Source organism: Paenibacillus sp. PvR133, from assembly GCF_017833155.1.
In the GTDB taxonomy this organism is placed as follows: Bacteria; Bacillota; Bacilli; order Paenibacillales; family Paenibacillaceae; genus Paenibacillus; species Paenibacillus polymyxa_B.
Genome location: NZ_JAFIBS010000001.1, coordinates 2577019 through 2600638 on the forward strand (window position 1 = coordinate 2577019; position 23620 = coordinate 2600638).

Consider the following 23620-nt stretch of genomic DNA (forward strand, 5'->3'; position numbering starts at 1 on the left):
TAGCCGGCCATTAGGGCCGGTTTTTTCATGCGGTGATCGTCTCTGTCGGTTCCCGGGAATTCGTTGAATAGAAAGGAGGAGTCGTGTTGCCTAAGCAAGGGATGCTGCAATGCATGAGTACGAGGCTGCGCCGGATGAGAACACGGAAGTGGAAGAAAGCCTGGCTGAATAGCCACAACATGCGAACGCAGGGTACGCAAAGGTGGCATGCCGCAGGATGAGACAAGCCTTTAAGCAAAAGCTCATTGAAATTATTCCAGCGCTGCAAGGGCGTGTATACGATGTTCAGCCACCGTCGCAGACGGCAGAGGAGCCGTATGCTGTTATGGCGCTGGGCGAGGAAATTTGGAAGTCTTCCTGGGCCGGCTATCGGCAGGTTGTTCGCATCAAACTGTACGCAGGACAAGCCGGGCTGGCGCAGGCTGATGTATGGGCGAATGCCCTGATTGCCGGGCTGCACCGGGAACCAGTGACAGGTGCAGGTGAGGACACATCGGCTTTTACCGCGCACTATTTGGGTGTGCGGGATGCAGAAAAGCTGGACACTGTTACGGGCAAGGCCTATAGAACGCTGCGTTTTGGCGTGTATGTGCCTGAGACGGAAGGTGATTCGGCCGTTCCAGCAAACGGTGCTACACAGCCGGAAGAGTGGCTGGCCGCGCTGGTCCGCTGGACGCAGAAGCAACTGGGCGAAACGTGGTCGATATACGCCGACGCTTGGCCCGCACAGCCGGGACGGCACGCGGTACTGTGGCGGATGAGCGGCTGCGAAACTAGGATGGCGGGAGCCTCCATGTATGAGCTGCGCAAACGGTTCATCGGGCATATTACCGCCCCAGACACCACTGAAGAAAACCGCGCAGCTTCCGCACTGATCGAGGGCTTTGCCGCTCAAATCCAGCTTCCTCTGGATCAGGACAAGGGCCGTTATATGTCTACAGCTGAAGCTTCAGCTGATTTGCAGGCAGATGCCATTTTAGACGGTCAGCTTCGGCTGATGCTGGTACAGCGGCGTATGCGCCCAGCTGAGGAAGCAGCGTTGATTCGCAGAGTGGAAATTCATCCTATTTTGAAATGAGGTGGTCCGAGTGACCTTGGAAAACCATGAGAAGGCCCCGGTACATTCCGGGCAGGAAGCAAGTGGCCCTCGCTATACACTGGAGGAGCTAAAGGAGCACGCAGAACAATTGTTTTCCGTGAAAGAAGAAGTGCTGGCAGGCGCCTTTTTTGGCACACAGGACAAGCTGTTTACGGTAGCAGAAGCACACACTAAAATCGAACAATTTATGAAAGCGAAGGTGGACTAATTATGGCAGGCGGAACATGGGAAAACACGAATAAACCGGTATTGCCGGGTTTGTATATGAATTTTCAGGCAGCAGCAGCTTCAGCAATTCAAGGTGGGTCACGTGGTACGGTCGTTGTACCCGTTAAGGCGAATTGGGGCCCTGTACGTGAGTTTGTAGAGATCGGCAGTGAAACGGCAATCAGCCAAATCTTTTCCGGTGACAGTCTGGACGGTGCGACCGCGTATTCGACGCTGTATCTGGCTTTGCTGGGCGGTCCGAAAAAGCTTCTAGCCTACCGTTTGGCAGATGATACAGCTGCTGAAGCATCTGTGACGCTGAAAAGCGGCGGTGCGACCCCGGCGGATGTGCTGCGCCTGAAGGCTTTGTACACAGGTAGCCGTGGTAATGGTTTCGCTGTAACTGTACAGCCAACTTTGGGCGATGAGCAAGCTCGTGAGGTGCGCCTCTATGAAGGAACCAAGCTACTCGGCACGTACAAAGGCAGTGACGGTACAGCAGCCTCTATTGCCAAGGCCATGAACGAGAACAGCGAAAACGTATGGGTGAAGGCCGAGGTTGTTGGCGACGGCGGCATTCCGGTGGATGTCAGCGGCGTACACCTCACTGGCGGCAACAGCGGCAATAGCAAGCTGGTTAATGCCGATTACATCGCGATGCAGGAGGCACTTGAAGGACAGGAATTTAATGTCTTGGCCCTGGATTATGCAGCTGATCTGGCATTGCTGCAAAGCTTTGCTGCCTGGATCAAGCGTGTTCGCAACGAAGGTAAAGGCGTTATCGCTGTATTCGGCGGTTCTGCGGCAGATGATGTGTCCAAAACAGCCGTCAGCTTGGCCTCTGCACGTTCCCTGGCGCTGAACCACGAAGGCATCGTGAACGTCGGTACAGGTGTACGTCTGGCAGGTACGGACTACAGTTCCGCCCAAACGGCTGCTTATGTAGCCGGGCTGATCGCAGGCCAACGTCTGAATCAATCGGCGACGTATGCGGTTACGCCTTTTGAGGATGTGACCCGTCGCTGGACACGTTCCGAGCAGGAGCAGGCAGTCCGTAATGGTGTCTTCCTATTGTTCTTCGATGGTCGTCAGGTCAAAGCGCTGCGTGGCATCAACAGCTTGGTGAACCCGGCTGCTGGACAAAACAATGCATGGAAGAAAATTCGTTCCATCCGTGTCATGGATGCTATTAATGCTGACTTGCAGCGTGCAGCCGAAGAGACTTACATTGGCAAAATCAACAACACGGTGGAAGGTCGTCTGGCGCTTATCGGTGCGATCAAAGAATACCTGGCACAGCTGTCGCTGAGCAACGTCATCGAAGCAGACGGCTACGATGTCATTCTCGACCCAGCTTACTACGGAGATGCGCCAGTTATCAAACCGGAGCCGGATCAAGTGTTCCTGCAATGGAACGTGAAGCTCACCGACGTGATGGAACAACTGTTCGGCACATTTTACGTGCAATAAATAAGCATTTTACGTGTATAAGCAATTCGCAGGCAATCAGCAGAAATGGTGTAGCTTGTTAACAACGAGGATTTTGTGAAATCCCGAACTATATTATGAATCATTTTGAGGAGGAAAAAGAAATGTTGGATGCTTCAAGAGTCATTTTAGGTACGTATGGTCAGGCGCATGTGGACGGGGTGTGGCAGACGAATATCAACAAGCTGGAAGCCAGCGTGGAAATGGAAAAACGCGAGCTGAATCTCGTGGGCAATGAGTGGAAGGTGCACAAGCGCGGTATCAAAAAGGGAACGGGAACAATGAGTGGCTACAAGGTCACATCCGATATGATTCGTCGCGGTTTTAACCGTTTTGAGATTATTACTAAATTGGATGATCCAGAAGCCTTCGGACATGAAAGTATTCGTCTCATTCGTTGCACTGCTGACAAAATCCAACTGGCCAACTGGACAGCAGGAGAAGAAGTACAGGAAGAAACGACCTTCACCTTTGAAGGTTATGAGCTGCTTGATCCGATTGTAGCAAACTAAATTGGAAAACGGGGGATGGGATGCTGTGAGACGTTCCGTTCCCCAAATACAAATAAACAATAAGGGAGAATGACTTATGAGCTTGAATGAGATTATGACAGAAGAACAAATTTTGGACAGCCTGTTTGAAGCTGCTGAAAAACTACCTGAGGAAACGGTCCGCATCAAGCGCCTCGACATGAAAATTGTGCTGCACGGCCTGACCTCCAGTAAGGTGGACAGCATTCGTGAACGCTGCACGATTCGACGGACTGTGAAAGGTGCAGTGGATGAGAAGGTAGATACTGAAACGTTCAACGCCTTGTTGATTTCGGAAGCTACTGGAAAGTTGGAAGTGAAGGGCCTGTCCCTTAACGGTTGGGGCGATCCCCGGATTACAAGCCGCTTGAAGCTGTCCGGTGGCGAACAGTCTGTCCGCCGTATGCTGCTGGCGGGTGAACTGGATGCAGTAGGGGATAAGGTGCTGGAACTGTCCGGTTTTGGTGTTGAGATTGCTGATCTAAAAAACTAATCAGCTCCGGGGGAATGACGACGATGCTGTACCACTTGTGGGTCCGGCACCACCTCCGCCCCGGAGACTTTTGGCGGCTTCCCCGCGGTGAGCGCATGCTGCTGCTGGCGTTTGCCGAACAGGAAATGGATAGCATAGCAGCTTCAAAAGCATAAACAAGGAGGTGAACATGATAGATGGCAGAAGCATTAAATTACCGCATGAACCTTGTGATTGATCCTAAAAACGTCATTAAGGCGAACAGAGAATTGCGCGCAATGGAACGCTATTTTGAGCGGATTCAAGGACGTGTGTTGAAAATCGGCCGCACTCGCATGGCCCCGGAAATTGTACTGAACGATATGGCCTCCAAAGGGCTTGATAATCTGTTGAACAAGATTAACCGGGTCAAATCCCAGATTATTAACGCCTCGGGGAATGTAAATGTGAAGGTAAACTCCCAATCTGGCTCAGGCTCCCCGAAGACTGATAACAATCCGAGTATCGTTTTGCTAAGCACGGCGGTGCAATTGAATACTATAGCTGTAAATGCCAATACAGCAGCAATTGTTGATTTAGGTACTAAGTTGGGATCTGTGACACCAGCTGCAGAGAAAAAAGAAGAGCCTAAGGACGCATTAACTCAGGTAAAGGATTTTCTTGGTAATGTAAAAAAAGTTGGTGAAGGGGTAAAAAGCATATCTGAAGCTCCTGAAGCATTTAAAAAATTTAAAACTGATTTTGGTATTTTAAAGGGACCGCTCCAGGGAGCTAACCGAAGAGAGAAGTTTAAAGATTTTGCTAGTAAAGCATTAAATGTAGGGAAATCTGGGGGTGAGTTTTTAGAAAAATTTGGAGGGTCTTCAGATTTAATTGAAGGCGGACAGGGATTGTTTGATCAGGCTAAAAGCTTGGGGATGATAAATCCGAGTGAAGCCGCTGGTGTGGTGCCTAGCGCTGCAAGTTCGAGTGCTGCGGCAGATGCAGCCTCAAGTATTATCAGACCAAGTAGTGTTGCAGGTGCAGCTGAGGAAGCTGGATCAGGCTTATTTAAGAACTTTTTAAAAGGTGGAGCGAAAAAACTGTTGGGACCTTTAAGCTATGGAATGGATATTGTGAACATCGCGAAGGCTACCTCTGGTAAAGAACGTGCAGAAGCTATCGGTTCCACAGTTGGTGGGACTGCTGGTTCTGCATTAGGCGGAGCTATCGGTTCATTTTTGCTTCCGGGTATTGGTACTGTGGTTGGTTCTACACTTGGGGGTATGGCGGGAGACTTTGTCGGTGGGAAAATTGGTGGATTAGTCTCAGATTATGGTCCAGCCATGATGGACAAAGCGAAGTCCGCTGGTAAATTCCTTGGAGAAAAAGCTTCCCAGGTTACAGGCTGGCTTTCTGATAAGGCTGGAGATTTTGGTAAAGGCTTTTCTGATTTCTTTTCTTTTGGTAAAAAAGATGAACCTAAGAAAGAGCCAGCTAAGCCACCTGAAGCTCCTAAACCAGCAACCTCTAAACCAGCAATCCCACCTCATTCGAATTTAGGTAAGTCATTTGAGCCCTTAACACCTATGGCTATAAATTATAGTGCTAGTGCAGTTGCAAACGTACCTCCGCAACCAGGCGTAAAAGGTGTTCCTAATCCTTACGGACCGATGGCTATAGCTAACCAGGGAGTCAATCCAAACCCACTACTGAATACTGCGGCTCATGCAAACAATGGAGCCAAAGCTAAAGGCAAAGGTAATGGTAATCCAACTCCTCAAGTAGTACAGATCAGTCCTGAACAAATGGGAACACTGTCTGGCTTTTTGAAGGATTTTAAAACGGAAACCACCAACCAATTCAATCTTCCTGCGGGGGCTGTACAGGTCACTGTACATGAGAACAAACTGGATGTGGATGGGCTTATTACGCAAATTGGCTACCGTCTCAAAGCTGAAATTTTGCGTGCAACGCAGAATACCAAGCCAGCAGGCGCTGGAGCTATGTAATGGAGTAGATGGTAGCAATGGGGAAGGAGGAAAGAGATGGAATTTAGTTTGACGGATGGTAAGGGGAAAAAGTTTCAGTTTCCAGTAAACCCTGAGGAAGTGACGATCTCACGGCAAAAGGGATTTGATACAACGACAATTTTATCCTATGGGGAGTTTGACTTCCCACAAGGGGAGAAGGTGAAGGAAATCTCCTTCTCTTCTTTTTTTCCGAAAGAATACAATCCAGCGTATTGCACATATGAAGATATCCCTGATCCGCAGGAGGCCATGAACACGTTGAATGGCTTTTTGTTATCTAAAAACCCGCTGCGTTTTATCATCACGGAGACAGCCGTGAATGTGCCAGTAATTGTGGCATCCCATAATTCCACCTTTCGCGGCGGCGAGTATGGGGATGTGAATTTTGATCTGTCACTGCGGACCTGGAGTGATATGAAAGTTGCCAAAAAAGCTGGCGTCACGGGAAGTAAGACGGCTGCGGTCAACAAAAAACCTCGCACAGATATGAAAGAAAAGAAAAAAACATATACGGTTAAGTCGGGTGATTCCTTGTCCAAAATTGCCAAGCTGGAGTTGGGGGACAGTTCGCAATGGAGTCGTATTTATCAGCTTAATAAAAAGGTCATTGGACAAAATCCGAATGCAATTAAACCGGGTCAAAAGCTGGTGTTATCATGAGCTACAAAGTCATTTTACAGGATAAATATGATTTATCTCCTCTCGTGGAGAACATTAATTTGAGGGATTCGCTGGAGCAAATCGCCTATCAGGGCACGGTCAATCTGGTCGTTACTCCGGATATGCCCGCCATTTCCCCTGGGATGTCCATTCGGGTTAGCGGAATTCCTTATGGCAAAAAGGATTATGTCCCCTTGCTGTCTCCAGCAGTGATCTGGGAAGTAGAAACCTCTAACAACGGGCTCAAACGTATGACGTTGACGTTATATGACCGTACAGTGTATTTAGACAAGTCCGAGGATGAATATTTACTCCCTGCTAAGCAGACGGCTACTCAGCGTTTTCAGAAGTATGCTAGGGACTGGAAGCTGAAAATCGCTTCATTGCCAGATACGAAAAAAACGCTGGGACGCGCCGTATACCGCACACAATCCATCTATTCTATGATGCTGGGAGATCTGCGCGAAACGGCAAAGGCGGGGGGGAAGCTGTATCATCCACGGATGATTTCTTCCGGGCTGGAGCTGTACGAGCTGGGAACGAACAAAGATGTGTATGTTTTGGAGAGAGTGACTGATACGACACAGTCCCGTACGCTGGAAGGTGCGGCCACAAGAGTGAAGGTACTGGCTACGGCTGCTAGTGAATCAGGCAATGAGGTACCATCCAAGGTGATGGCGCTTGAGGAGAAGGACATTGCCAAATATGGGACACTTCAGGTGATCGTGCAGGATGACGAGGTCAAGTCTGGTGCAGCAGCACGTGAGTTGGCCAAAAGTAAGCTGAGAGGCATACAACAAACGATATCGGTAAATGCACCGGATATGAACACGATTCGAGCAGGAGACGCGGTAATGTTAGGCTCCATAAAGTTATTGGTCATTTCGGTGAGCAGGGAATTAGGTAACCCCGGCAGTATGTCGCTGGAGCTCGGAACGTATGACGATGTAAAAAGGAGGTTTTACCTTGAATAAGGACCCCTATGGGCATTTGGCTACTGCGCTGCAATCTTCATTTCATAAGCATACCAAGCAAGCGCTGAGTGGAGTGGGCGCGGTATTAGGCACGATTACCTCCACGGGACTCAAGCTGGACGATTTTAAACATGAGCTTCAGGATTATCTGGTCGCGGAGTTGCCGGGACTGCTATCTGTACCACGCCATATGTATAAAGGCACCTCAACCGCAGTGGAATCGGAAAATTGGGAAGGCAAAGAGCTGAAAACTTCCTTTTATATCGGGGAAGACGAGCTGGAGGATGTGAATCTCAGTTTGAACGAAGGACTCAAGCCCGGAGATCGTGTACTGGCGGTTCGGGTGAATAGCGGCAATGATGTGGTAGTCGTATGCAAGGTGGTGAATGGACGTGGCTAATTTGTTTCCCGAAACGGATGATATGATCTGGACAGACACGGATATGACCAACCCGGATGTACTGGAGGATAACCGTGCAGTATTTGGTCGAAGCTGGCGGTTTGATTTTGAAGCTGGTGAGTTTGTTATGAGCCCTAGCCGTAAAATCGTGACTACAGGCGAGAAAGAAGCCTGGGTACAGTGGTGTGAAAAAGCGATTCGCACTCCTCGCTACCGGCATGTGATCTATTCACCTGACTATGGGAGTGAGCTGGATGAGCTAATTGGCAGCAGCTATGGGCACGGTGTGCAAGAAAGCGAAATTAAACGCATGGTCACGGAGGCATTACTAGCAGATGCACGTACGGCTAGTGTGGATCAGTTCACGTTTCGCTGGGAAGGTGAAGCGTGCCATTTTAGCTGCCAGATTACGAACGTGCGAGATGAAACAGAAATTGTGGAAAGTGTGGTGATCTAATGGCAGACTTGCCGGAATATTTGGTAGACCAGACGGAAGAGGAAATTTTAAATCGGATGCTGGAAAAAGTGCCTTCGGACATGGATAAGTCCGAGGGCTCTTTTATTTGGGATGCACAGGCGCCGGTAGCGTTTATGCTATCCGAAGCGGCAATCTGGGCGCAGGAGCTACTGCGACGTGGCTTTGCCAGCACAGCAGCCAGCGACAACCCGGATTTTCGCTCGCCAGAGCTGGATTTGCGGACAGCAGAGCATGGGGTGACACGGCGAGAAGCGGTTGCTGCCTCAGGTATGGTCACGTTTACGGGCACAGCGGGAACGACCGTCCCGGCGGGAACGTTGGTGGCGACCCCGGCAGATGATGTATCCGGGGAAGCTTCTATTGAATATGCGACCACGGCATCGGTTACGCTGGATGAACAAGGTGCCGGGGAAGCGACTATTCGGGCGGTCAATCCCGGGCGCAGCGGCAATGTGCCTGCGGGTGTCATCCAAGTGATGGCAACCCCGGTTAGCGGGGTTGCCTCTGTGATCAATAGGGAGGAGACCAAAAGCGGCACAGACGTTGAAAGCGACCAGCTGTTGCTGGAGCGTTTTTATGCCAAGGTGCGGAACCAGGGCACCAGCGGCAACAAGGCGCAGTATACCCAGTGGGCGAATGAGATTGCTGGTGTGGGTGGCGTGGAAGTTGTTCCGCTCTGGAAAGGGCCGGGAACCGTAGGATTATACGTGCTGGATACGGACAAACGAGCAGCCAGCCCGGATATCGTGGCTGCGGTGCAAAAGTACATCGATCCGACGCAGGATGGACAAGGCGAAGGGCTGGCACCAGCGGGCCCTGTGGTGACGGTTATGCCAGCGGTAGAAGTGGAGATTAACATTTCGGTCAAGGTACAACGTACCAAAGAGAAGCCGTCCACACTGGATGAAATCAAAAAGCTGATCGAGAGCGGTGTGCGGACGTATTTGAAGCAGCTTGCTTTTTACAAGGAAGACCCATTGGTACGGTACACCCGGATTTCTGCTGTGCTGCTGGATATTCCGATCATTATTGATTTCTCTGAACTGAAAATCAATGGACAGAGCAATCAGAATATTGAGATTGGATCAGGTCAGGTGGCAGTGCTGGGGACGGTGAGCGTCAGTGAGTAACTATGGAACGAACAGTTTTGAAGATATATTGAATAACCCAGACCAGGGAAAACGTGCAAATCGTAGTGGCACTTTTGTCAACCGGGTAACTATAGCGGGAGATACATTGGGTCAAATGAGCAGCGAGCGGGGACGCGAGCTGCTTTCCTATTTGCCTGCCTATTATGAAACCTCACGTGTGATGCGTTCCGATATGGATGCTAAAGGAAGTGAATTGGACGCCTTGTATCTTGCAATGGATGCAACGGTGGGACAGTTTTTCGTACGTACCGCCACGTGGGGGTTGGAACGCTGGGAAATGGAGCTGGGTATCGAAACCGACCTGGCGAAGCCATTAGACCAACGGCGTGCGGTGGTGGAATCGAAGCTGCGAGGGGCAGGAACTTTTTCCGGCCGGCTTGTCAAAAATGTAGCGGAGGCGTATGACGGAGGCACTGTAGATGTTATCTTTCATCCCGCCGAATGGGGATTTACCGTCAAATTTATGGATACCATCGGGATTCCGCCCAACGTGGAGGATCTTAAAGCAGCCATTGAGGAGATCAAGCCCGCTCATATGGCAGTGGAGTACAAATTACGCTACCTGACCATTGCTGAAGTTGAGTCTATGACCCTCTATGAAAATGAACATACAACACAGGATAGATATTTAGGAGGTGGCGCATAACATGGCAAGCGAAAAAACACCAAATCTTGGCTTAAATCAAATTGACCGCACATCGCCCAAAACCACGTATTTTGATCTGGAGAAGTATTTGGACCAAAACTGGCGCGCTGTAGACAATTTCGCAGGTGATGTGAATGATGGTGTAAATGAGATCAAGAAGCGTCTGGATACAACAGAGCGTAAGGCGGTAACTCTCGAACCTGGGGTGCAGATGGTTCATGCGGAAAAGGCTGCGCCATTTTCGTTGACGGGGCTGAGCGGGCGTATGTTGGTGAATTTGTTGGGACGAATGGGGAACTGCGAGACAGTAAGCGAATGGTCCTCGAATGTAGCTATTGCAATAGACTCTAACAACAAAACCAACGGCAGCAGTTCATTTAAAATTACACTAGGCAGTGTACCAGCAACGGCGTCTGCAAGTTTTTTAACCACGCCTGGTCGAAAATATATCGCAATAGCAGACGTGAAAAGTGGTAATACCAGCAAGGTGGCTATATCAATAAATGGTATTGCCAGTGTTGTGGGTAACGAGGTATCTTCTGGCTCTGTTTTTGCGCCGTCTGTTGTACGGTTCACGGCGAAGGAATATTTTCACATTGTTACCATCACAGGTACGGGTGCGGCTGGTAATATATTCAATATGGACTGTGTACGCGTTTATGAGATCAGTGAGGCAGACTATACAGACGCCGCAAGCCTTACGCCAGCACAGGCCGCAGCTAAGTATCCATATGTTGATAGTGTAATGCCTGTACGTAATCCATATGCGCTACGGTACGGGGAAAATCTATTGCCAAGCTTTTATGAGTGGGCGGTCATCAACACAGGGATAGTCAATCTACAAGGTCCCTACAAAGCGAGTGCTTCAACAAGTAGCTATCCTGGTCCATTTCCTTTATCCCCCTTAAAAGTGGTTGTTCCTGTATTGCCGAATACAACATACACAATCTCAAGTGCGGGTGACGGAATACAGTACATTGAACGTCGGAATGAAAACGATTCTGACCCAAGTGGGGAGGTTGTGCCAGGCGTAATTGCTGTAGGTTCTAAAACATTCACCACATCGGCACAAACGCGATTCTTGTCTGTGCGGCTTAGATATGCGGCGGCAGGATCGTTTACACACGAAAACCCTATGCTTAACATCGGCTGCACAGCCAAACCATTCAGGCCGCGCAAGGATTCCATGTTAGCGTTGCAAACAGACCTATACGCCGATCCGGTTACAGGTGAGAATGCGGATACGGTGTTTGAACGTGACGGGCAATACTTCAAATCTAAGAAATGGCACAGGGTTACATTAGATGGCGCTGTTAACTGGAACGCTAGTTCGCCTGGTCAATCATTTCCAGGTTTCAAAGTTGTCTATACTGCCCCAAATCAGTTTCCGGCGTGGATTAGCTATTCTGAAAAATCCGTAAAGTATGATGGGAAACTATTAAATACAGCTAAGACGGGAGGGCAATGGTCTACATTAGGGGCCGATGCAACAGAAACATCCATTGATGGGTCTATTTACGTTTCTGTCCCTGTCGCGGATAGTGGGTGGGCTGACGGTTACACGCCAACACAGGATGACATTAAAGCCTATTTCTATGGATACAAGGCATATGATGCTAACACCATCACTCCTGCAAATGCTCAAGCCATGACTACGGCTACATGGTCGGGTACAGGTACTAAATATTGGGTACAACGTGTGGGCGCTCCTAACTTTACTCAATCAACACCGCAGCAGTCTTATGCAGGGTACACGCCGTACCAACTTGTATATCAACTCGCAACGCCTACAGTTGAGCCTATCATAAGCGAGGGTCAACTCGCCTTTGTTGAGGGAGATAATCAGGTTGAAGTAGGTACGGGAATGATTGTTAGGGAGGGAGTTAATCCGGCAATTTCCAGTAATCAATACTGGATTAATGGCGCTTTAGATGGGCTTGGAAAACTTCGGGAAAAGACCAGTAAGATCGTCGCCGTTTATAAAAACGGTAAGAACGATGGTTGGGGTTCGATTACTCACGCCGAAGTTGACAAAATCAAATACGGAACCGTTCAGGCGTATACGTCTATGGCTAGATTCGACCAGACGGCATCCTATAGCGTTACGTACCTAATGTTGGAGCCGTCACCAGTCGTACCGTTCACAGGCTCCTATGCAGCCAACGAGAAAATGCTTTTAGCTGACTTGGTGGAGAGTGTGCAACAGGCTAATACGCGCCTGTCCGTGGTAGAGAACAAGAAGGCTGACAAAGATAGTCCTGCATGGATATCACCGACGTTGCTTAATGGGTGGGCTACGAGTAGACCCGTAGGAATAATGAAGGACAGTAACGGGTTCGTCCATATCAGGGGGCTAATCGCGAATGGTTTGACAAACGGAGGGTTAGCACTGTTTACTCTGCCGCAAGGTTACAGACCTATCAGTATACAAGGCCCTGTTTCTTATGGCTATGGACCTAGCGGGCCTGTTTTTGTACCGTTTGATATTTTTCCAGATGGAAGAGTTTGTTTTGGTGGTGGAGGGGCAAAAGATAGCACTACGGTGAGCGTTCTTTTCCCGCCATTCATAGCAGAGCAATAAGGAGGTCATACCATGAAAGCAGTACCTAAAGTAAATATTGAAGGCCTCTATCTGGAGGACGAGTTGGTGGACGATGCCTTTTCGGGTGTCGTCCCTTTTTATACTCCATCTTCACTCACGCTATCTGATACAAACCAGCAGCTAGACACCTATCAGCATACTAACAGCAGCTCTAGTACCATAAATGGAACCAATTCAGAAAGCATCCTTGCTGGTTATACGATAGCAATTCCAGTGCCGCCAGGCTTATATCATCCTCGTTTTGATATCCAAGGCTGGCTGACTTATGAAGCGGAATATAACCAAAAAATGATAGAAGCACAGGGCGCGTATGAGCAGTTGAACAAGGAATCTCAGGCAGCATTTCAGAAGCTGCATGATGAATGGCAAAACAAGCCGGAAAACGAACGCGGGGATGAACCTGTATATTTTGCTCAGACATTCACGGCTCCAGAACGAAGAGACCCAACGACGTTCTGGAGTGAAGGATTAAGTGCCGAAGCGATTAAGGAACTGACACAAAAAGCAGAGCAACAGCCAAGTGAGACAGATCAATTGAAGCAGCGTATTGCAGATCTCGAAGTAATGCTGACTCAGCTCATGCTTGGTAGCACAGGAAAATAACGTGTACTGACTATTATATATAGCAAAAATTTTTATATAAAAGAGGTGAAGTCATAACTATGACCGCTTTAACAGAGGCTCAATTGCGTATTTGTGCTCATGCTTGCATCACCCGCTATGATCGCGGAGAAGGTGATATAGCAACCATCCTGGGAAGCTATGCTTTAGATGAAGAACAACGCGAACAAGTAATGAAGATTATTTTATCCAAGCGTTCTGATCTAGTAGCGGGCAACGTAGATAATTCATCATCAACTGATGCTCTGAATGAACAGGAAGAAACGGTTAAATGGTATAACTCTATTTTCCGTAAAAAAACAATATAGAGAACAAAACAAAAATAATTGTTTAAATGCCCTTGGATCAGTTCAAGGGCATTCATTTTACACCTTGGTTCAAAAGGGGGAACAAATATGCATGAAAAGATCGATCAGATTTGGCTGGGGTTTTCCACGGGGACCTTGATCGGTTATTTTTTTGGGGGGTGGACCACAATGTTGACGTTGCTGTGGTGGATGGTCGTGATCGACTTTTTCACCGGATGGGCAGCGGCCTGGATTAACGGGGAGCTAAAAAGCCGCCAGGGGTATTACGGTATTTTTCGCAAGGTTACCGTATTTTTGCTCATTACAGTAGCTCATCTAATCGACGGTATTCTCGGGGATGCACATTACTTCCGGGATGCCGTCGTTTTCTTTTATTTAGCGAACGAACTGTTGTCCATTATTGAAAATGTGGGCAGAATGGGAGTGCCGATGCCGGATATTTTGCGGAATGCGGTAGCTATTTTTGAGTCTAAGTCGAGTGGAGAAAAAATAAAGCCAACCGACCCTTCCGACAAAGAAAATAAAGCTTCATAAAGGGCCACTAGTGGCCACTACCAAAATAGGCAGACTACCTTTTCGCCCTTTTTTCGGTGTGAAAGTGGAAAAGCCCAGACCGTATGGATGGTCCAAGCATATGGATAACAGAGACAGAGTGAGCTACAACATTATGAATGATAAGGAGGGAACGCCTTATGCAGAATCGCAGCCCTAACGCTGCCGAAGGCATTGACGTATCCCGATATCAGGGAACGATTGATTGGAAACGTGTACGAGCCGATGGTAAATCGTTTGCCTTTATTAAAGCGAGTCAAGGACAGCGTTACGTTGATCCGACATTTATCACGAATGCAAAAGGGATCAAGGCAGCCGGGATTCTCCTGGGAGCTTACCATTTTGTAGATGCAACTAGTGTAAACGCAGCAAAAGCGGAAGCCAGGCATTTCGCCGAGGTGCTGGATCAGGTGGGGGGTGCGAAAGCGCTAGACTTGCCAGCGGTGATGGATTACGAAATTAATCCGGGAGGGCTTAGCTCGGCCGCGATTCATGAGGTTGCGTTGGCATTTGTAACGGAATTTGAACGGGTAAGCGGCCGTAAGCCGATGGTATATACAGGGAATGCTTTTGCTGCCCATTTCAAAGCGCCATTGGGTAGTTATAAGCTGTGGATTGCGCGTTATAGTACACGAGTGCCCAGCGATACCACGGCATGGAAGCGCTGGGACTTTTGGCAATATAGCGATAGTGGACGGGTTGATGGAATTCAAGGGCCGATTGACCTGAATGTATACGCCGGAACAGAGGCCGAGCTACGCCAAGTATTTGCAGGAGAAGAGGGGGATGAGCCAATGACAGCAGAGGAAAAAGCGGCATTTAAAGCCCTGCAACAGCAGGTCGCTGCCCTTGAAAACAGCAAAGATGTGCTCAAGCAGACGTTGAATGAACAGAGCGCTTATATTAAAAAAGTGGATCAGCGGGTAGCTGAACTGGAGGCGCGTCAGGCTATGCCTGTGCCGACCTGGGCGAAGGAAGCGATGGCTGCCGCTGTTGCATTTAATCCGGCAAGCCCGATTGTGGATGCGAAACTGCCAAGCAGTTATGATTTTTATCGCTTACTGGTCGTACTGAACCGTCTGGGTGTGTTTAAAACAACCAAATGATCTTCGAAAGAACTCATGTACTGCCAACCCCACTTTTATATAAATAAGTACAGTAGTTACGCCTGAAGTCTAATTAGACAGGCGGTTACATGCAGCCGCCTGCCCTTGTTGGATCTTTTATTCAAAAAGCAATTCAATATCCTCTTGGCTAATCCGAGCAGATTCAAAGTCCGAAGGAGTGAAGTGAACATTCTGCTGACTAAGTGTAAAATCAATTACACGGTGTAGAGTTTGGACATACATATGCATAAATTCGGTTATACTTTCTTTTTCAAACATTGTTGTGCTGTACATCATATGGACCACCAACTGGTCGTTAACAATCAGGCTGTTGATTTCGATGCCAGCCGTTAGATGATTGACGAAGTCCACATCTTGAAGGCCTGGAGTATGCTTATATACATAGTCTGAACTCTGACTTTCGTGATCGAACTGTCCCAGATAATTGAAGCGTAGGGGACGAATCTTTTTACTTTTTTCAATAGCTCCTAGCATGTATTTTAAAATGCCATAACCGATACCCTGTTGGGGAATGCGTCGGCGCAGTTCCTTGACATATGCAATGACACTGCCTATTTCTGTACCTGGCACTTGAATACGTAAGGGATGTAACGCCGTAAACCAGCCAACCGTTCTGGATACGTCTACGTGATCCAGGCTCCTTCCGTGATGCTCAACCTCATAAGTGAAATCTTCTAATCCAATCCATTCCTTTACACTTAACGCCAAGGCAGCCAGCAGTAAATCCACAGGCTCAGTATGATAGACCTGATTCGCCTTGGTGAGCAGTTTGTGCGTATGGGCAGGGGAAAGTTCTCCTTCGACGACTGCACATGAAGCATAGTTTACGGTAGTGGATGGCTGGCTTGTGATGAATGCTGGAAAATGGTCGTTGCCGCCCTCCATTTCATTCCAAAAATCAAGCTCCTCCCGTAGATCCGCAGTAGTGGAATAATGATGAAGCTCCTTGGCAAAGGTTTGAACAGAGGCTGTTTTTCTTGAAAAATGTACCTCCTCCCCTTCTTCTAAGGCATGATAAGCCTCCAATACATCCTCCAATATAATTCTCCAGGAAACTCCATCTACAACCAGATGATGCGCAGTGATGAACAATTCCCAGGTTCCTTGTCCGTGATCGAATATAGCTGCTCGAATAGGAAGACGGTGGGACAGATCGAAACCGGATTGCAAGCTATGCACCAGCTTATTGAATTCATGCTGCCAAGCCTCTGCTGAAATAGGCGTCATGTCATAACAATCCAGCTTGAACGGGATTGCAGTGAGTTCCGGGTTATAAAATAACTTGCCATCCGGGTGTATGCTCATCCTTAAAGCATCGTGATGTTCAATTACTTTGTGAAATGCCTTTTCTAGAGCAGAACGATCCATTTCATTTTTCAGCAGAAGCAAGACCGATTGATTATAGTGATGAGGATTATGAAATGACTGCTCCATAAACCACAAGGAGATCGGTGTAGGCTGAATTTCTCCGCTGACGGGAGCTGAAGAATCGTACAGTCGGCTCTTTTGGCGTGTGTAATGAGCAAGCTCTGCTATACTGGGATGCGCTAAAACATCCTGTACACCCACTTCCAAATCATAGTTATTTAATTTGGATGTCATCTGGATCGCTTTAATAGAGTCTCCCCCCAGTGCGAAGAAATTATCGTGGATACCTATGTTAGACGTATGGAACAGCTCTTCCCAAACCTGCACGAGAATGCTTTCCACCGTATTATGGGCTTCCTCATATATGTCAGTTAATCCAGAGGACACGTCTGGCACAGGAAGCTTTTGCTTGTCCACCTTGCCATTGGATGTAAGCGGAATGATTTCCAGCTGGAGTATGTGGCTTGGTACCATATAATGGGGAAGACAAGCATGTAAATAATCTTTGAGAAGCTTGGGAGAGATAACACGATCAGATACATAATAGGCACACAAAACGGGATATCTATTCGCATCGCCTGTTTCCACAACGTTTACGACAGCATGCTGGATGTCAGGATAGGAGGATAAAGCTCCTTCAATCTCACCCAGCTCGATACGAAAGCCTCTGATTTTGACTTGGTTATCATTTCGGCCAAGGTATTCGATCAGGCCATTTTCCAGCCGTATCCCCATGTCACCGGTTTTATACATTCGTTCGCCAGGAACAAAAGGATTATCGAGAAACCTTTCTTTTGTGAGTTCCAGTCTGTTCAGATATCCTCTTGCCACTCCATGACCGGAAATGTAGATTTCTCCTTTTACCTGCACAGGAACAGGCTTTAAGTGCGTATCCAGCAAATATACAGCCACGTTATCGGAAGGCACACCGATGGGAACGGATCTTCTGCTATCCCGGTCTGCATCATACATATGGATCATGCAGCCTACGACGGTTTCCGTAGGTCCGTACTCATTGAACAGGGCAATACTTCCGCCAAACTTGTCATGAATGTTGTGAGCAAGACTGACTTTGAGATCTTCTCCTCCTACAATGCATTTGCGGACGCTCGATGTACGAATGTCCGACTCTTGTAGAAGGGACAAGTGTGCGGGAGTTAGCTTTACAATGGTTGTACGTTGGTCTTTCATAATGCGGAACAATACAAATTCGCCGGGATCATCATCTCTGTAGAGGTTAATGGCATGTCCGCTGATTAATGGGGTGAATATGGAAGTGACAGTCAGATCAAAGGCTATTGACGAATAACAAGCAAAGACCTCGTGAGCTGCGGACAAGTAGGTTTTATTCGCCCACCATATGTAATTCACAAGTCCCTTGTGCGGAACTGCCACTCCTTTAGGTTTGCCTGTGGAACCGGAGGTGTAAATTACATAAGCGAGCTGGTTCGGTCCGCTTTGTGGCTTCAAATTCGAGCAATCTCCATGGTACAGGGATGCATCGTCTATACGATAAACTCCTCTGGAAAATGAAATATCATCATTCAAAGGTGCATCGGTAAGAAGCAAAGCAGCCCCGGAATCCTCCAGCATATAGCTAACACGGTCAGCTGGATAGTGAGGATCTATAGGCAGATAGGCCCCACCTGATTTCAACACAGCTAAGATCGAAATGATAAGCTCAAATGAATGCCCAGCCATGATCCCCACGATACTCTCTTGCCCAATACCACGGCTTTTTAAAAACCTCGCCAGTTGGTTAGCTTGTTCATTTAACTCACGATAGGTTAACGTGTGCTCTTCAAAGTAACAGGCAATATTAGTAGCTTTTTCAACGACTTGCTGCTCAAATAACTGAGTAATGGTTAGGGACGAGGGATAGGAAGAACGTGTTTGATTCAGCCCATAGATCAGCTCATTTTGTTCCTGCGGAGATAGCATTTCAATTTCCGCAATCGGGGTCTGTGGCTGCTCGATCATCTCGCGAACGATATGAATGATATACTCAAACATTTTTGCGATCTGCGTCTCACTGTAAGAATTCACTTTATAGTCAAAGTCCAGCGTAATTCTTCCGCTCCCCTCCCAGTCACGAATAACCAGTTGCAGCGCATAAGGTTGATAACCACTGAAAACCTCCTGAACTTCATAGGGGCACCCATCAAATTGGGGACTAAATTTCATATTGTAATAATTAACACACATATCAAACAGACTGTTATATCCTTTTTGAGCAAGCTCCAGGTCACTAGCTAGAAGATCATATGGATATTTTTGATGAAAATAAAAATTCATCAGCTCTGCCCCCACATGCTTCATCAAAGAGCAGGCATCTAAAGCTTCATCCAGTTGGATGCGAAACGGCATGGTGCTGGTGAACATACCAAACGTATTTTTTTGTTTTTTGCCCGATCTGTTCAGGACTGGAGTCCCGATCACCACATCGGTTTCTTGAGTCGTCCGGTAGATGTAAAGCAGAAGGGCGGATACGAATAATACGTTTACAGAAAGTTTGGAGCTTTGGATAAAGGTCTGAATGATGCGTGAAGTTTCACTATCGATGGCAAAGGATGTTCGAACGGCCGAAATATCTTTGCTTTTGTTGATAGGTATCATGTCGGGTAAGGTTTGAAATTTTTCATGCCAGAATATTTTATTTTTTATAAAACGCTCAGATGTTAAATAGGCTTGTTCTTGATCAATGATAGGTATGTAGGAATATTCTTCATCAGCAGGCAGGGGGCTGTGGTTAACCAGTAGAGTATAATACTGCGAAATTCGTTCAGACACGATATGTAAGGCCCAACCGTCTGCAATAATATGATGAAATTGACCCAAATAACCAACATCAGCAGGCCCCAGTTTAAAAATAACAAAAGAATACAGTTTGGCATTCAACAGAGGCATAACCTGTCCGCTCACAGCCTTCAGCCATTGTTCAAAATGAAGTAACGGATCAGGCTCATGGCTAAAATCAATACATGCGATCTGCTCCTTTTCATAGGGCTTTACGTACTGTACGGGTTCTCCATTTTGCTCTTCGATCTGGATGCGGAGGCCTTCCGTTTTGGAAATGAAGAGTTGAATCGCTTTCTCCAGCGCGTCAAACTCTAGTTCCTTTTGAATGCGTACAAGTCCGGTCAGATTGTGCATGGCTGTCGTACCATATATTTTCTCGTTATACCAAACTCTTTTTTGAGAATGTGTTAGTGCATAGAACATCCATTAGCCTCCTTATACATGCAGATATTGAAAAACATAGAGTCTACATAAAAATGATCCTAGCCCACCCAATAAAAACAATCAAGCAGAAAAAATGTATTTTTAAACAAAAAATAAAACGGATTTTCGACAATTTTATTCCAATTTAAAAAGGCGAGTTCCCTTTAAAAGGTTTCCGTAGGTTTACAATGGAATTTTTAAAAAAGTGTGAATTAGCTCACTACATCCGATATGGATGAAATGTTAAGGTGTTAATACAATTTCGATAATATTGATAAATATTAATTTATTAAGTATTTCTGGTAATTGACTCTCCGATTTCGCAATCAATATCCTGGCATTCTTCCTTAATTTTCCTTTAAATAAATCCATTCCTATTTAACATATATTTACTCTTAAACTATTTAATTATCCATAAATTAAATATACAAATTGTGTATATTTATTCATGATGTTGAATACTATTTATCCTAGTTTTTTTATGTAATTACTAGATAAATAGTCTTACATATATTGGTCAAGCAAGCTTTGATTACATATTACAAAGAAAGCTGGAGCGATTATGGAATGTAAAAAGATGATCATGAGAAAAATGGCAGCGGTTATCCTGATTTTCGCTTTAGTGGCTACATGTATTCCGCCCAGTCGTGCGGAGGCCGCAGCAGGATTGGATGAAAACACCACTCAGCGTTTGGAAGCATTTATTCATGAGAAGATGCAGGAAGGTCATATCCCTGGAATGACAGTTATTGTGGTTCGTGGAAAGGAAACGGCCTATCTCAAAAGTTTTGGGTACGCCAATGTGGACAAGCAGGTTCCTGTAACACCCGAGACAAGCTTTGAAATTGCCTCTTGCTCCAAAGGATTTACAGCACTTGCCGTGCTGCAACTACAGCAGCAGGGGTTGTTGAAGCTGGATGATCCCGTTTCAAAGTTTTTTCCATGGTTTCAAGCCAAGTATAAGCACCAAAATGTCGAGATTACACTGCGGCAGCTGTTACATCACTCCAGTGGCATTCCATGGTACACAATTACCGACATCCCGATCTCCAACCGTCCCGATTCACTGGAACAGGTTGTACGAAATGTGAATGGCCTGGAATTACATAATCGTCCTGGCGAACGCTTTGAATATGCCACCATTAACTACGCAATCGTGGGGGCTGTCATTCAAAAGGTCACAGGGCAACCTTACGAAGATTATATGAAGACCCATATTTTTCAGCCTTTAGGTCTGAATAAAACTACTCTTTATCCCACAGAAGCCGCACCCACGATGGCAACAGGCTACAAGAACGGCTTTTTTCAAGCACGTGAATATCAATCCCCTGTCTTTAGAGGAAACCGTCCCGCTGGTTATATCATGATGGACGGAAATGACCTCGCCACTTGGCTCAAATATCAGTTGGGCAGCCTGAAATCTCCCATGACTCCATTAATTATGGAAACTCATGCGCCTGACCGCACCGTTACCCCCAGCAAGTTTGATATGTCGTCTTATGCTATGGGCTGGGCTGACTACCAAAGCGGAAACGGAGAGGTGTCCAAGGCTGGATTAAATCCGAATTTTTCTGCTTATATGGTTTTTCGCCCTCAGGATCAGCTGGCTGTAGGGATTATGGCAAACAACGGTACCACGTTAACGTATATCACCGGGCATGGTCTTATGGACATTTTACGAGATCGTCAGCCTGTGTCTCCGTATGAGCCAGATCAGAAAACAGACAATGCGTGGTCCGTTATTACGATCATGCTGGCATGTTATGTGCTGGCGGTAGTGGTCCTGTTGATGACGGTGGTACGAGATATCATCCGCAAACAACGTGTTTTGAAGCCTTTGAATCCAAAAAAGCTGCTCACATGGCTGCTATTTTTACTTTGCAGTACACCGTTTTTGTATGGAGTTTATTTGGTTCCTACTGCCATGCAGGGCGTTTCCTGGACAACCGCGATTGTCTGGTCTCCGTTTAGCTTTCCGTTTGCGATTGGAGCCTTGGGGCTGGGATTGCTTTTGAGCTTTGGCTACCTGGTGTTGGGTACGATTTTTCCGAACACAGACGAAAATAAACGCTCGCTTCCTTTACTGGTAATGGTGAGCTTGCTGAGCGGGGCGGCGAATGCTTTTGTCATTTTTATCGTCAATTTCTCAATTGGCAGCGAAATACCGCTCAAATATCTGCTGTATTATTTCGGATTAGCGCTGGCGGTTTATATTTTCGGTCGCAAGCTGATTGAAACCAAATTAGTGAAGATTACCTACAACATGATTTATCGAAAACGAATGGAACTGATTCAACGTGTGCTACACAGCTCTTATGACAAATTAGAACGCATGGACAATGGCAAAATTTTAGCCACTTTAAATAATGATACAGAGATGGTGGGCTTCTCGGCCAATGTGGCGGTGGGGTTCGCGACCAGTCTACTGACAGTCATCTGCTGCTTTGTTTATCTCGGTACGATTTCATTTTGGGGCACGATACTCTCCCTGGCTGTCATTGCGGTGATTGCCGCATTTTATAGCATCGTCAGCGGTACGGCTAACCGCTATTGGGAAGAGGCGAGGGATACCCAAAACGTGTATTTGGGGTTCATCGACCATATGCTCAAAGGTTTTAAAGAGCTTAGTATGCATGGACGCAAAAAGACGGAGTTTAGCAGCGATATTCAGGATAGCTGTGAACAGTATCGTCAAAAACGCTCCGTGTCCCGCATTAAATTTACCAATGCACTGGTGCTGGGCGAGACGCTGCTGATTTTAATTTTAGGTGTAGTTACCTTTGTGTTCCCGACGATTTTCCCGAACATTAAGGATTACACATTAATTCAATTTGTTGTCGTGTTCCTCTACTTGATCGGACCCATCAACGGATTGTTGCAGGCTGTGCCGGAGCTGTTCCAGATTCGGACCTCCTGGCGAAGAATTAAAGCCTTTATTGCGGAAATGCCGACTGATGACAGCGGAGAAGTGTATGATACTGCGAGTTTGGTGGATGAAGAAGTGGCTGTGGAACGAATTGGTTTTCATAATCTTAGCTTCGAGTACAGCAACGTGACTGGAGAGTCCAGCTTTCTGGTCGGACCTATTACACTGGAAGCGGCTAAAGGACAGACCATTTTCATCACAGGCGGCAACGGCAGTGGTAAAACGACGCTTGCTAAATTAATGACTGCCCTCTATCCTCCACAAACGGGATACATCACGATCAATGGAGAAGTCATTGATGCCCGCACGTCGGGCGAGTATTTTTCCACCGTCTTCTCTGATTTTCATCTGTTTGAGCGCTTGTACGACATTGATTATAAGGAAAAGCAGTCCGACATTGAGCGTTATCTGAAAAAACTGGGACTGGAGGAAAAAGTAAGGGTCAAGGATGGATATTTCAGTACGCTCAAGCTATCAGGTGGACAACGAAAGCGGCTTGCGCTTTTGATCTGTTATCTGGAGGATCGACCCGTATATTTGTTTGACGAATGGGCTGCCGATCAAGATCCGGAATTCCGCAAGTTCTTTTACCATACACTTCTGCCTGAAATGAAGGCGGCGGGTAAAATTATTTTCGCCATTACGCATGATGACCATTATTTCCATACCGCAGACCGACTGCTGAAGATGGAAATGGGGCAGATGAAGGAGCTGGAGGTGTTGAGTGCTGAAGTCAGTGGCTCATAACCAATCCATTAAAATTTATGAAAAAGTGTG

20 protein-coding genes are annotated in these 23620 nt (G+C 47.0%); 19 read left to right on the forward strand and 1 reads right to left on the reverse strand.

The features are described from left to right. Positions 1 to 86: 86 nt before the first annotated feature. The 18 genes from JOE49_RS26670 (at position 87) to JOE49_RS11495 (ending at position 15306) form a co-directional block, all read left to right on the forward strand. The gene (locus JOE49_RS26670) at positions 87 to 221 is read left to right on the forward strand and encodes a hypothetical protein (RefSeq protein ID WP_023987373.1); all 135 of its coding nucleotides are present in this window, start codon (positions 87 to 89) and stop codon (positions 219 to 221) included. After that, on the forward strand, positions 218 to 1078 hold the full coding sequence (locus tag JOE49_RS11415; RefSeq protein WP_209941202.1) for a hypothetical protein: 861 nt from the start codon (positions 218 to 220) through the stop codon (positions 1076 to 1078). Before JOE49_RS26670 ends, JOE49_RS11415 begins: the two co-directional genes overlap by 4 nt. A gap of 10 nt (positions 1079 to 1088) precedes the next feature. Beyond that, positions 1089 to 1307: a YqzN/YkzM domain-containing protein gene (locus tag JOE49_RS11420; RefSeq protein ID WP_028543149.1), complete on the forward strand. Its 219-nt coding sequence runs from the start codon at positions 1089 to 1091 to the stop codon at positions 1305 to 1307. Between the two features lie 2 nt (positions 1308 to 1309). Further along, positions 1310 to 2776 (forward strand): phage tail sheath family protein, encoded by a 1467-nt coding sequence (locus JOE49_RS11425; protein ID WP_023987375.1) that lies wholly within the window; start codon positions 1310 to 1312, stop codon positions 2774 to 2776. A 122-nt stretch (positions 2777 to 2898) separates the two neighbouring features. Continuing rightward, positions 2899 to 3306 (forward strand): phage tail tube protein, encoded by a 408-nt coding sequence (locus tag JOE49_RS11430; RefSeq protein WP_013309122.1) that lies wholly within the window; start codon positions 2899 to 2901, stop codon positions 3304 to 3306. 76 nt (positions 3307 to 3382) lie between these two features. Next, entirely contained in the window at positions 3383 to 3817 is a 435-nt protein-coding gene (locus tag JOE49_RS11435; RefSeq protein ID WP_209941203.1) for a phage tail assembly chaperone, read from the forward strand. Between the two features lie 176 nt (positions 3818 to 3993). Continuing rightward, on the forward strand, positions 3994 to 5787 hold the full coding sequence (locus JOE49_RS11440; protein WP_209941204.1) for a hypothetical protein: 1794 nt from the start codon (positions 3994 to 3996) through the stop codon (positions 5785 to 5787). A 36-nt stretch (positions 5788 to 5823) separates the two neighbouring features. Beyond that, on the forward strand, positions 5824 to 6468 hold the full coding sequence (locus JOE49_RS11445) for a LysM peptidoglycan-binding domain-containing protein (RefSeq protein WP_013309124.1): 645 nt from the start codon (positions 5824 to 5826) through the stop codon (positions 6466 to 6468). Then, the gene (locus JOE49_RS11450; protein WP_053324821.1) at positions 6465 to 7442 is read left to right on the forward strand and encodes an XkdQ/YqbQ family protein; all 978 of its coding nucleotides are present in this window, start codon (positions 6465 to 6467) and stop codon (positions 7440 to 7442) included. Before JOE49_RS11445 ends, JOE49_RS11450 begins: the two co-directional genes overlap by 4 nt. Then, entirely contained in the window at positions 7435 to 7842 is a 408-nt protein-coding gene (locus tag JOE49_RS11455) for a hypothetical protein (RefSeq protein ID WP_023987380.1), read from the forward strand. Before JOE49_RS11450 ends, JOE49_RS11455 begins: the two co-directional genes overlap by 8 nt. Next, complete coding sequence (locus tag JOE49_RS11460) at positions 7829 to 8299, forward strand: DUF2634 domain-containing protein (RefSeq protein ID WP_209941206.1); 471 nt, start codon at positions 7829 to 7831, stop codon at positions 8297 to 8299. Before JOE49_RS11455 ends, JOE49_RS11460 begins: the two co-directional genes overlap by 14 nt. After that, positions 8299 to 9450: a baseplate J/gp47 family protein gene (locus JOE49_RS11465; protein ID WP_209941207.1), complete on the forward strand. Its 1152-nt coding sequence runs from the start codon at positions 8299 to 8301 to the stop codon at positions 9448 to 9450. The genes JOE49_RS11460 and JOE49_RS11465 overlap by 1 nt, the downstream gene beginning before the upstream one ends. Beyond that, entirely contained in the window at positions 9443 to 10117 is a 675-nt protein-coding gene (locus JOE49_RS11470; RefSeq protein ID WP_209941209.1) for a YmfQ family protein, read from the forward strand. The genes JOE49_RS11465 and JOE49_RS11470 overlap by 8 nt, the downstream gene beginning before the upstream one ends. Before the next feature lies 1 nt (position 10118). Beyond that, positions 10119 to 12698 carry a hypothetical protein gene (locus JOE49_RS11475; protein ID WP_209941211.1) on the forward strand — a complete coding sequence of 860 codons (2580 nt, stop codon included), beginning with the start codon at positions 10119 to 10121 and terminating at the stop codon, positions 12696 to 12698. Positions 12699 to 12710: 12 nt separating this feature from the next. Next, entirely contained in the window at positions 12711 to 13322 is a 612-nt protein-coding gene (locus JOE49_RS11480; RefSeq protein WP_209941212.1) for a hypothetical protein, read from the forward strand. Between the two features lie 59 nt (positions 13323 to 13381). Continuing rightward, entirely contained in the window at positions 13382 to 13648 is a 267-nt protein-coding gene (locus tag JOE49_RS11485; RefSeq protein WP_209941214.1) for a hypothetical protein, read from the forward strand. Positions 13649 to 13735: 87 nt separating this feature from the next. Beyond that, complete coding sequence (locus tag JOE49_RS11490) at positions 13736 to 14182, forward strand: phage holin family protein (RefSeq protein WP_040101929.1); 447 nt, start codon at positions 13736 to 13738, stop codon at positions 14180 to 14182. A gap of 158 nt (positions 14183 to 14340) precedes the next feature. After that, positions 14341 to 15306: a glycoside hydrolase family 25 protein gene (locus tag JOE49_RS11495; protein WP_209941216.1), complete on the forward strand. Its 966-nt coding sequence runs from the start codon at positions 14341 to 14343 to the stop codon at positions 15304 to 15306. A 117-nt stretch (positions 15307 to 15423) separates the two neighbouring features. Here JOE49_RS11495 and JOE49_RS11500 read toward each other — a convergent pair whose 3' ends face one another. Next, positions 15424 to 19917 carry a non-ribosomal peptide synthetase gene (locus tag JOE49_RS11500; protein WP_209941218.1) on the reverse strand — a complete coding sequence of 1498 codons (4494 nt, stop codon included), beginning with the start codon at positions 19915 to 19917 and terminating at the stop codon, positions 15424 to 15426. Between the two features lie 577 nt (positions 19918 to 20494). Between JOE49_RS11500 and JOE49_RS11505 the strand changes: the two genes are divergently transcribed. Next, positions 20495 to 23590, forward strand: a complete 3096-nt coding sequence (locus tag JOE49_RS11505; protein WP_245248370.1) for a cyclic peptide export ABC transporter — start codon at positions 20495 to 20497, stop codon at positions 23588 to 23590. Positions 23591 to 23620 lie beyond the last annotated feature (30 nt).

Excerpts from the sequence above, each read along its gene's own strand:
- JOE49_RS11505 (WP_245248370.1), top strand. The coding sequence starts at position 20,495 with ATGATCATGAGAAAAATGGCAGCGGTTATCCTGATTTTCGCTTTAGTG.
- JOE49_RS11475 (WP_209941211.1), top strand. The coding sequence starts at position 10,119 with ATGGCAAGCGAAAAAACACCAAATCTTGGCTTAAATCAAATTGACCGC.
- JOE49_RS11425 (WP_023987375.1), top strand. The coding sequence starts at position 1,310 with ATGGCAGGCGGAACATGGGAAAACACGAATAAACCGGTATTGCCGGGT.
- JOE49_RS11435 (WP_209941203.1), top strand. The coding sequence starts at position 3,383 with ATGAGCTTGAATGAGATTATGACAGAAGAACAAATTTTGGACAGCCTG.
- JOE49_RS11480 (WP_209941212.1), top strand. The coding sequence starts at position 12,711 with ATGAAAGCAGTACCTAAAGTAAATATTGAAGGCCTCTATCTGGAGGAC.
- JOE49_RS11495 (WP_209941216.1), top strand. The coding sequence starts at position 14,341 with ATGCAGAATCGCAGCCCTAACGCTGCCGAAGGCATTGACGTATCCCGA.
- JOE49_RS11490 (WP_040101929.1), top strand. The coding sequence starts at position 13,736 with ATGCATGAAAAGATCGATCAGATTTGGCTGGGGTTTTCCACGGGGACC.
- JOE49_RS11440 (WP_209941204.1), top strand. The coding sequence starts at position 3,994 with ATGGCAGAAGCATTAAATTACCGCATGAACCTTGTGATTGATCCTAAA.
- JOE49_RS11485 (WP_209941214.1), top strand. The coding sequence starts at position 13,382 with ATGACCGCTTTAACAGAGGCTCAATTGCGTATTTGTGCTCATGCTTGC.
- JOE49_RS11460 (WP_209941206.1), top strand. The coding sequence starts at position 7,829 with ATGGACGTGGCTAATTTGTTTCCCGAAACGGATGATATGATCTGGACA.
- JOE49_RS11415 (WP_209941202.1), top strand. The coding sequence starts at position 218 with ATGAGACAAGCCTTTAAGCAAAAGCTCATTGAAATTATTCCAGCGCTG.
- JOE49_RS11500 (WP_209941218.1), bottom strand. The coding sequence starts at position 19,917 with ATGTTCTATGCACTAACACATTCTCAAAAAAGAGTTTGGTATAACGAG.
- JOE49_RS11450 (WP_053324821.1), top strand. The coding sequence starts at position 6,465 with ATGAGCTACAAAGTCATTTTACAGGATAAATATGATTTATCTCCTCTC.
- JOE49_RS11430 (WP_013309122.1), top strand. The coding sequence starts at position 2,899 with ATGTTGGATGCTTCAAGAGTCATTTTAGGTACGTATGGTCAGGCGCAT.
- JOE49_RS11445 (WP_013309124.1), top strand. The coding sequence starts at position 5,824 with ATGGAATTTAGTTTGACGGATGGTAAGGGGAAAAAGTTTCAGTTTCCA.
- JOE49_RS11465 (WP_209941207.1), top strand. The coding sequence starts at position 8,299 with ATGGCAGACTTGCCGGAATATTTGGTAGACCAGACGGAAGAGGAAATT.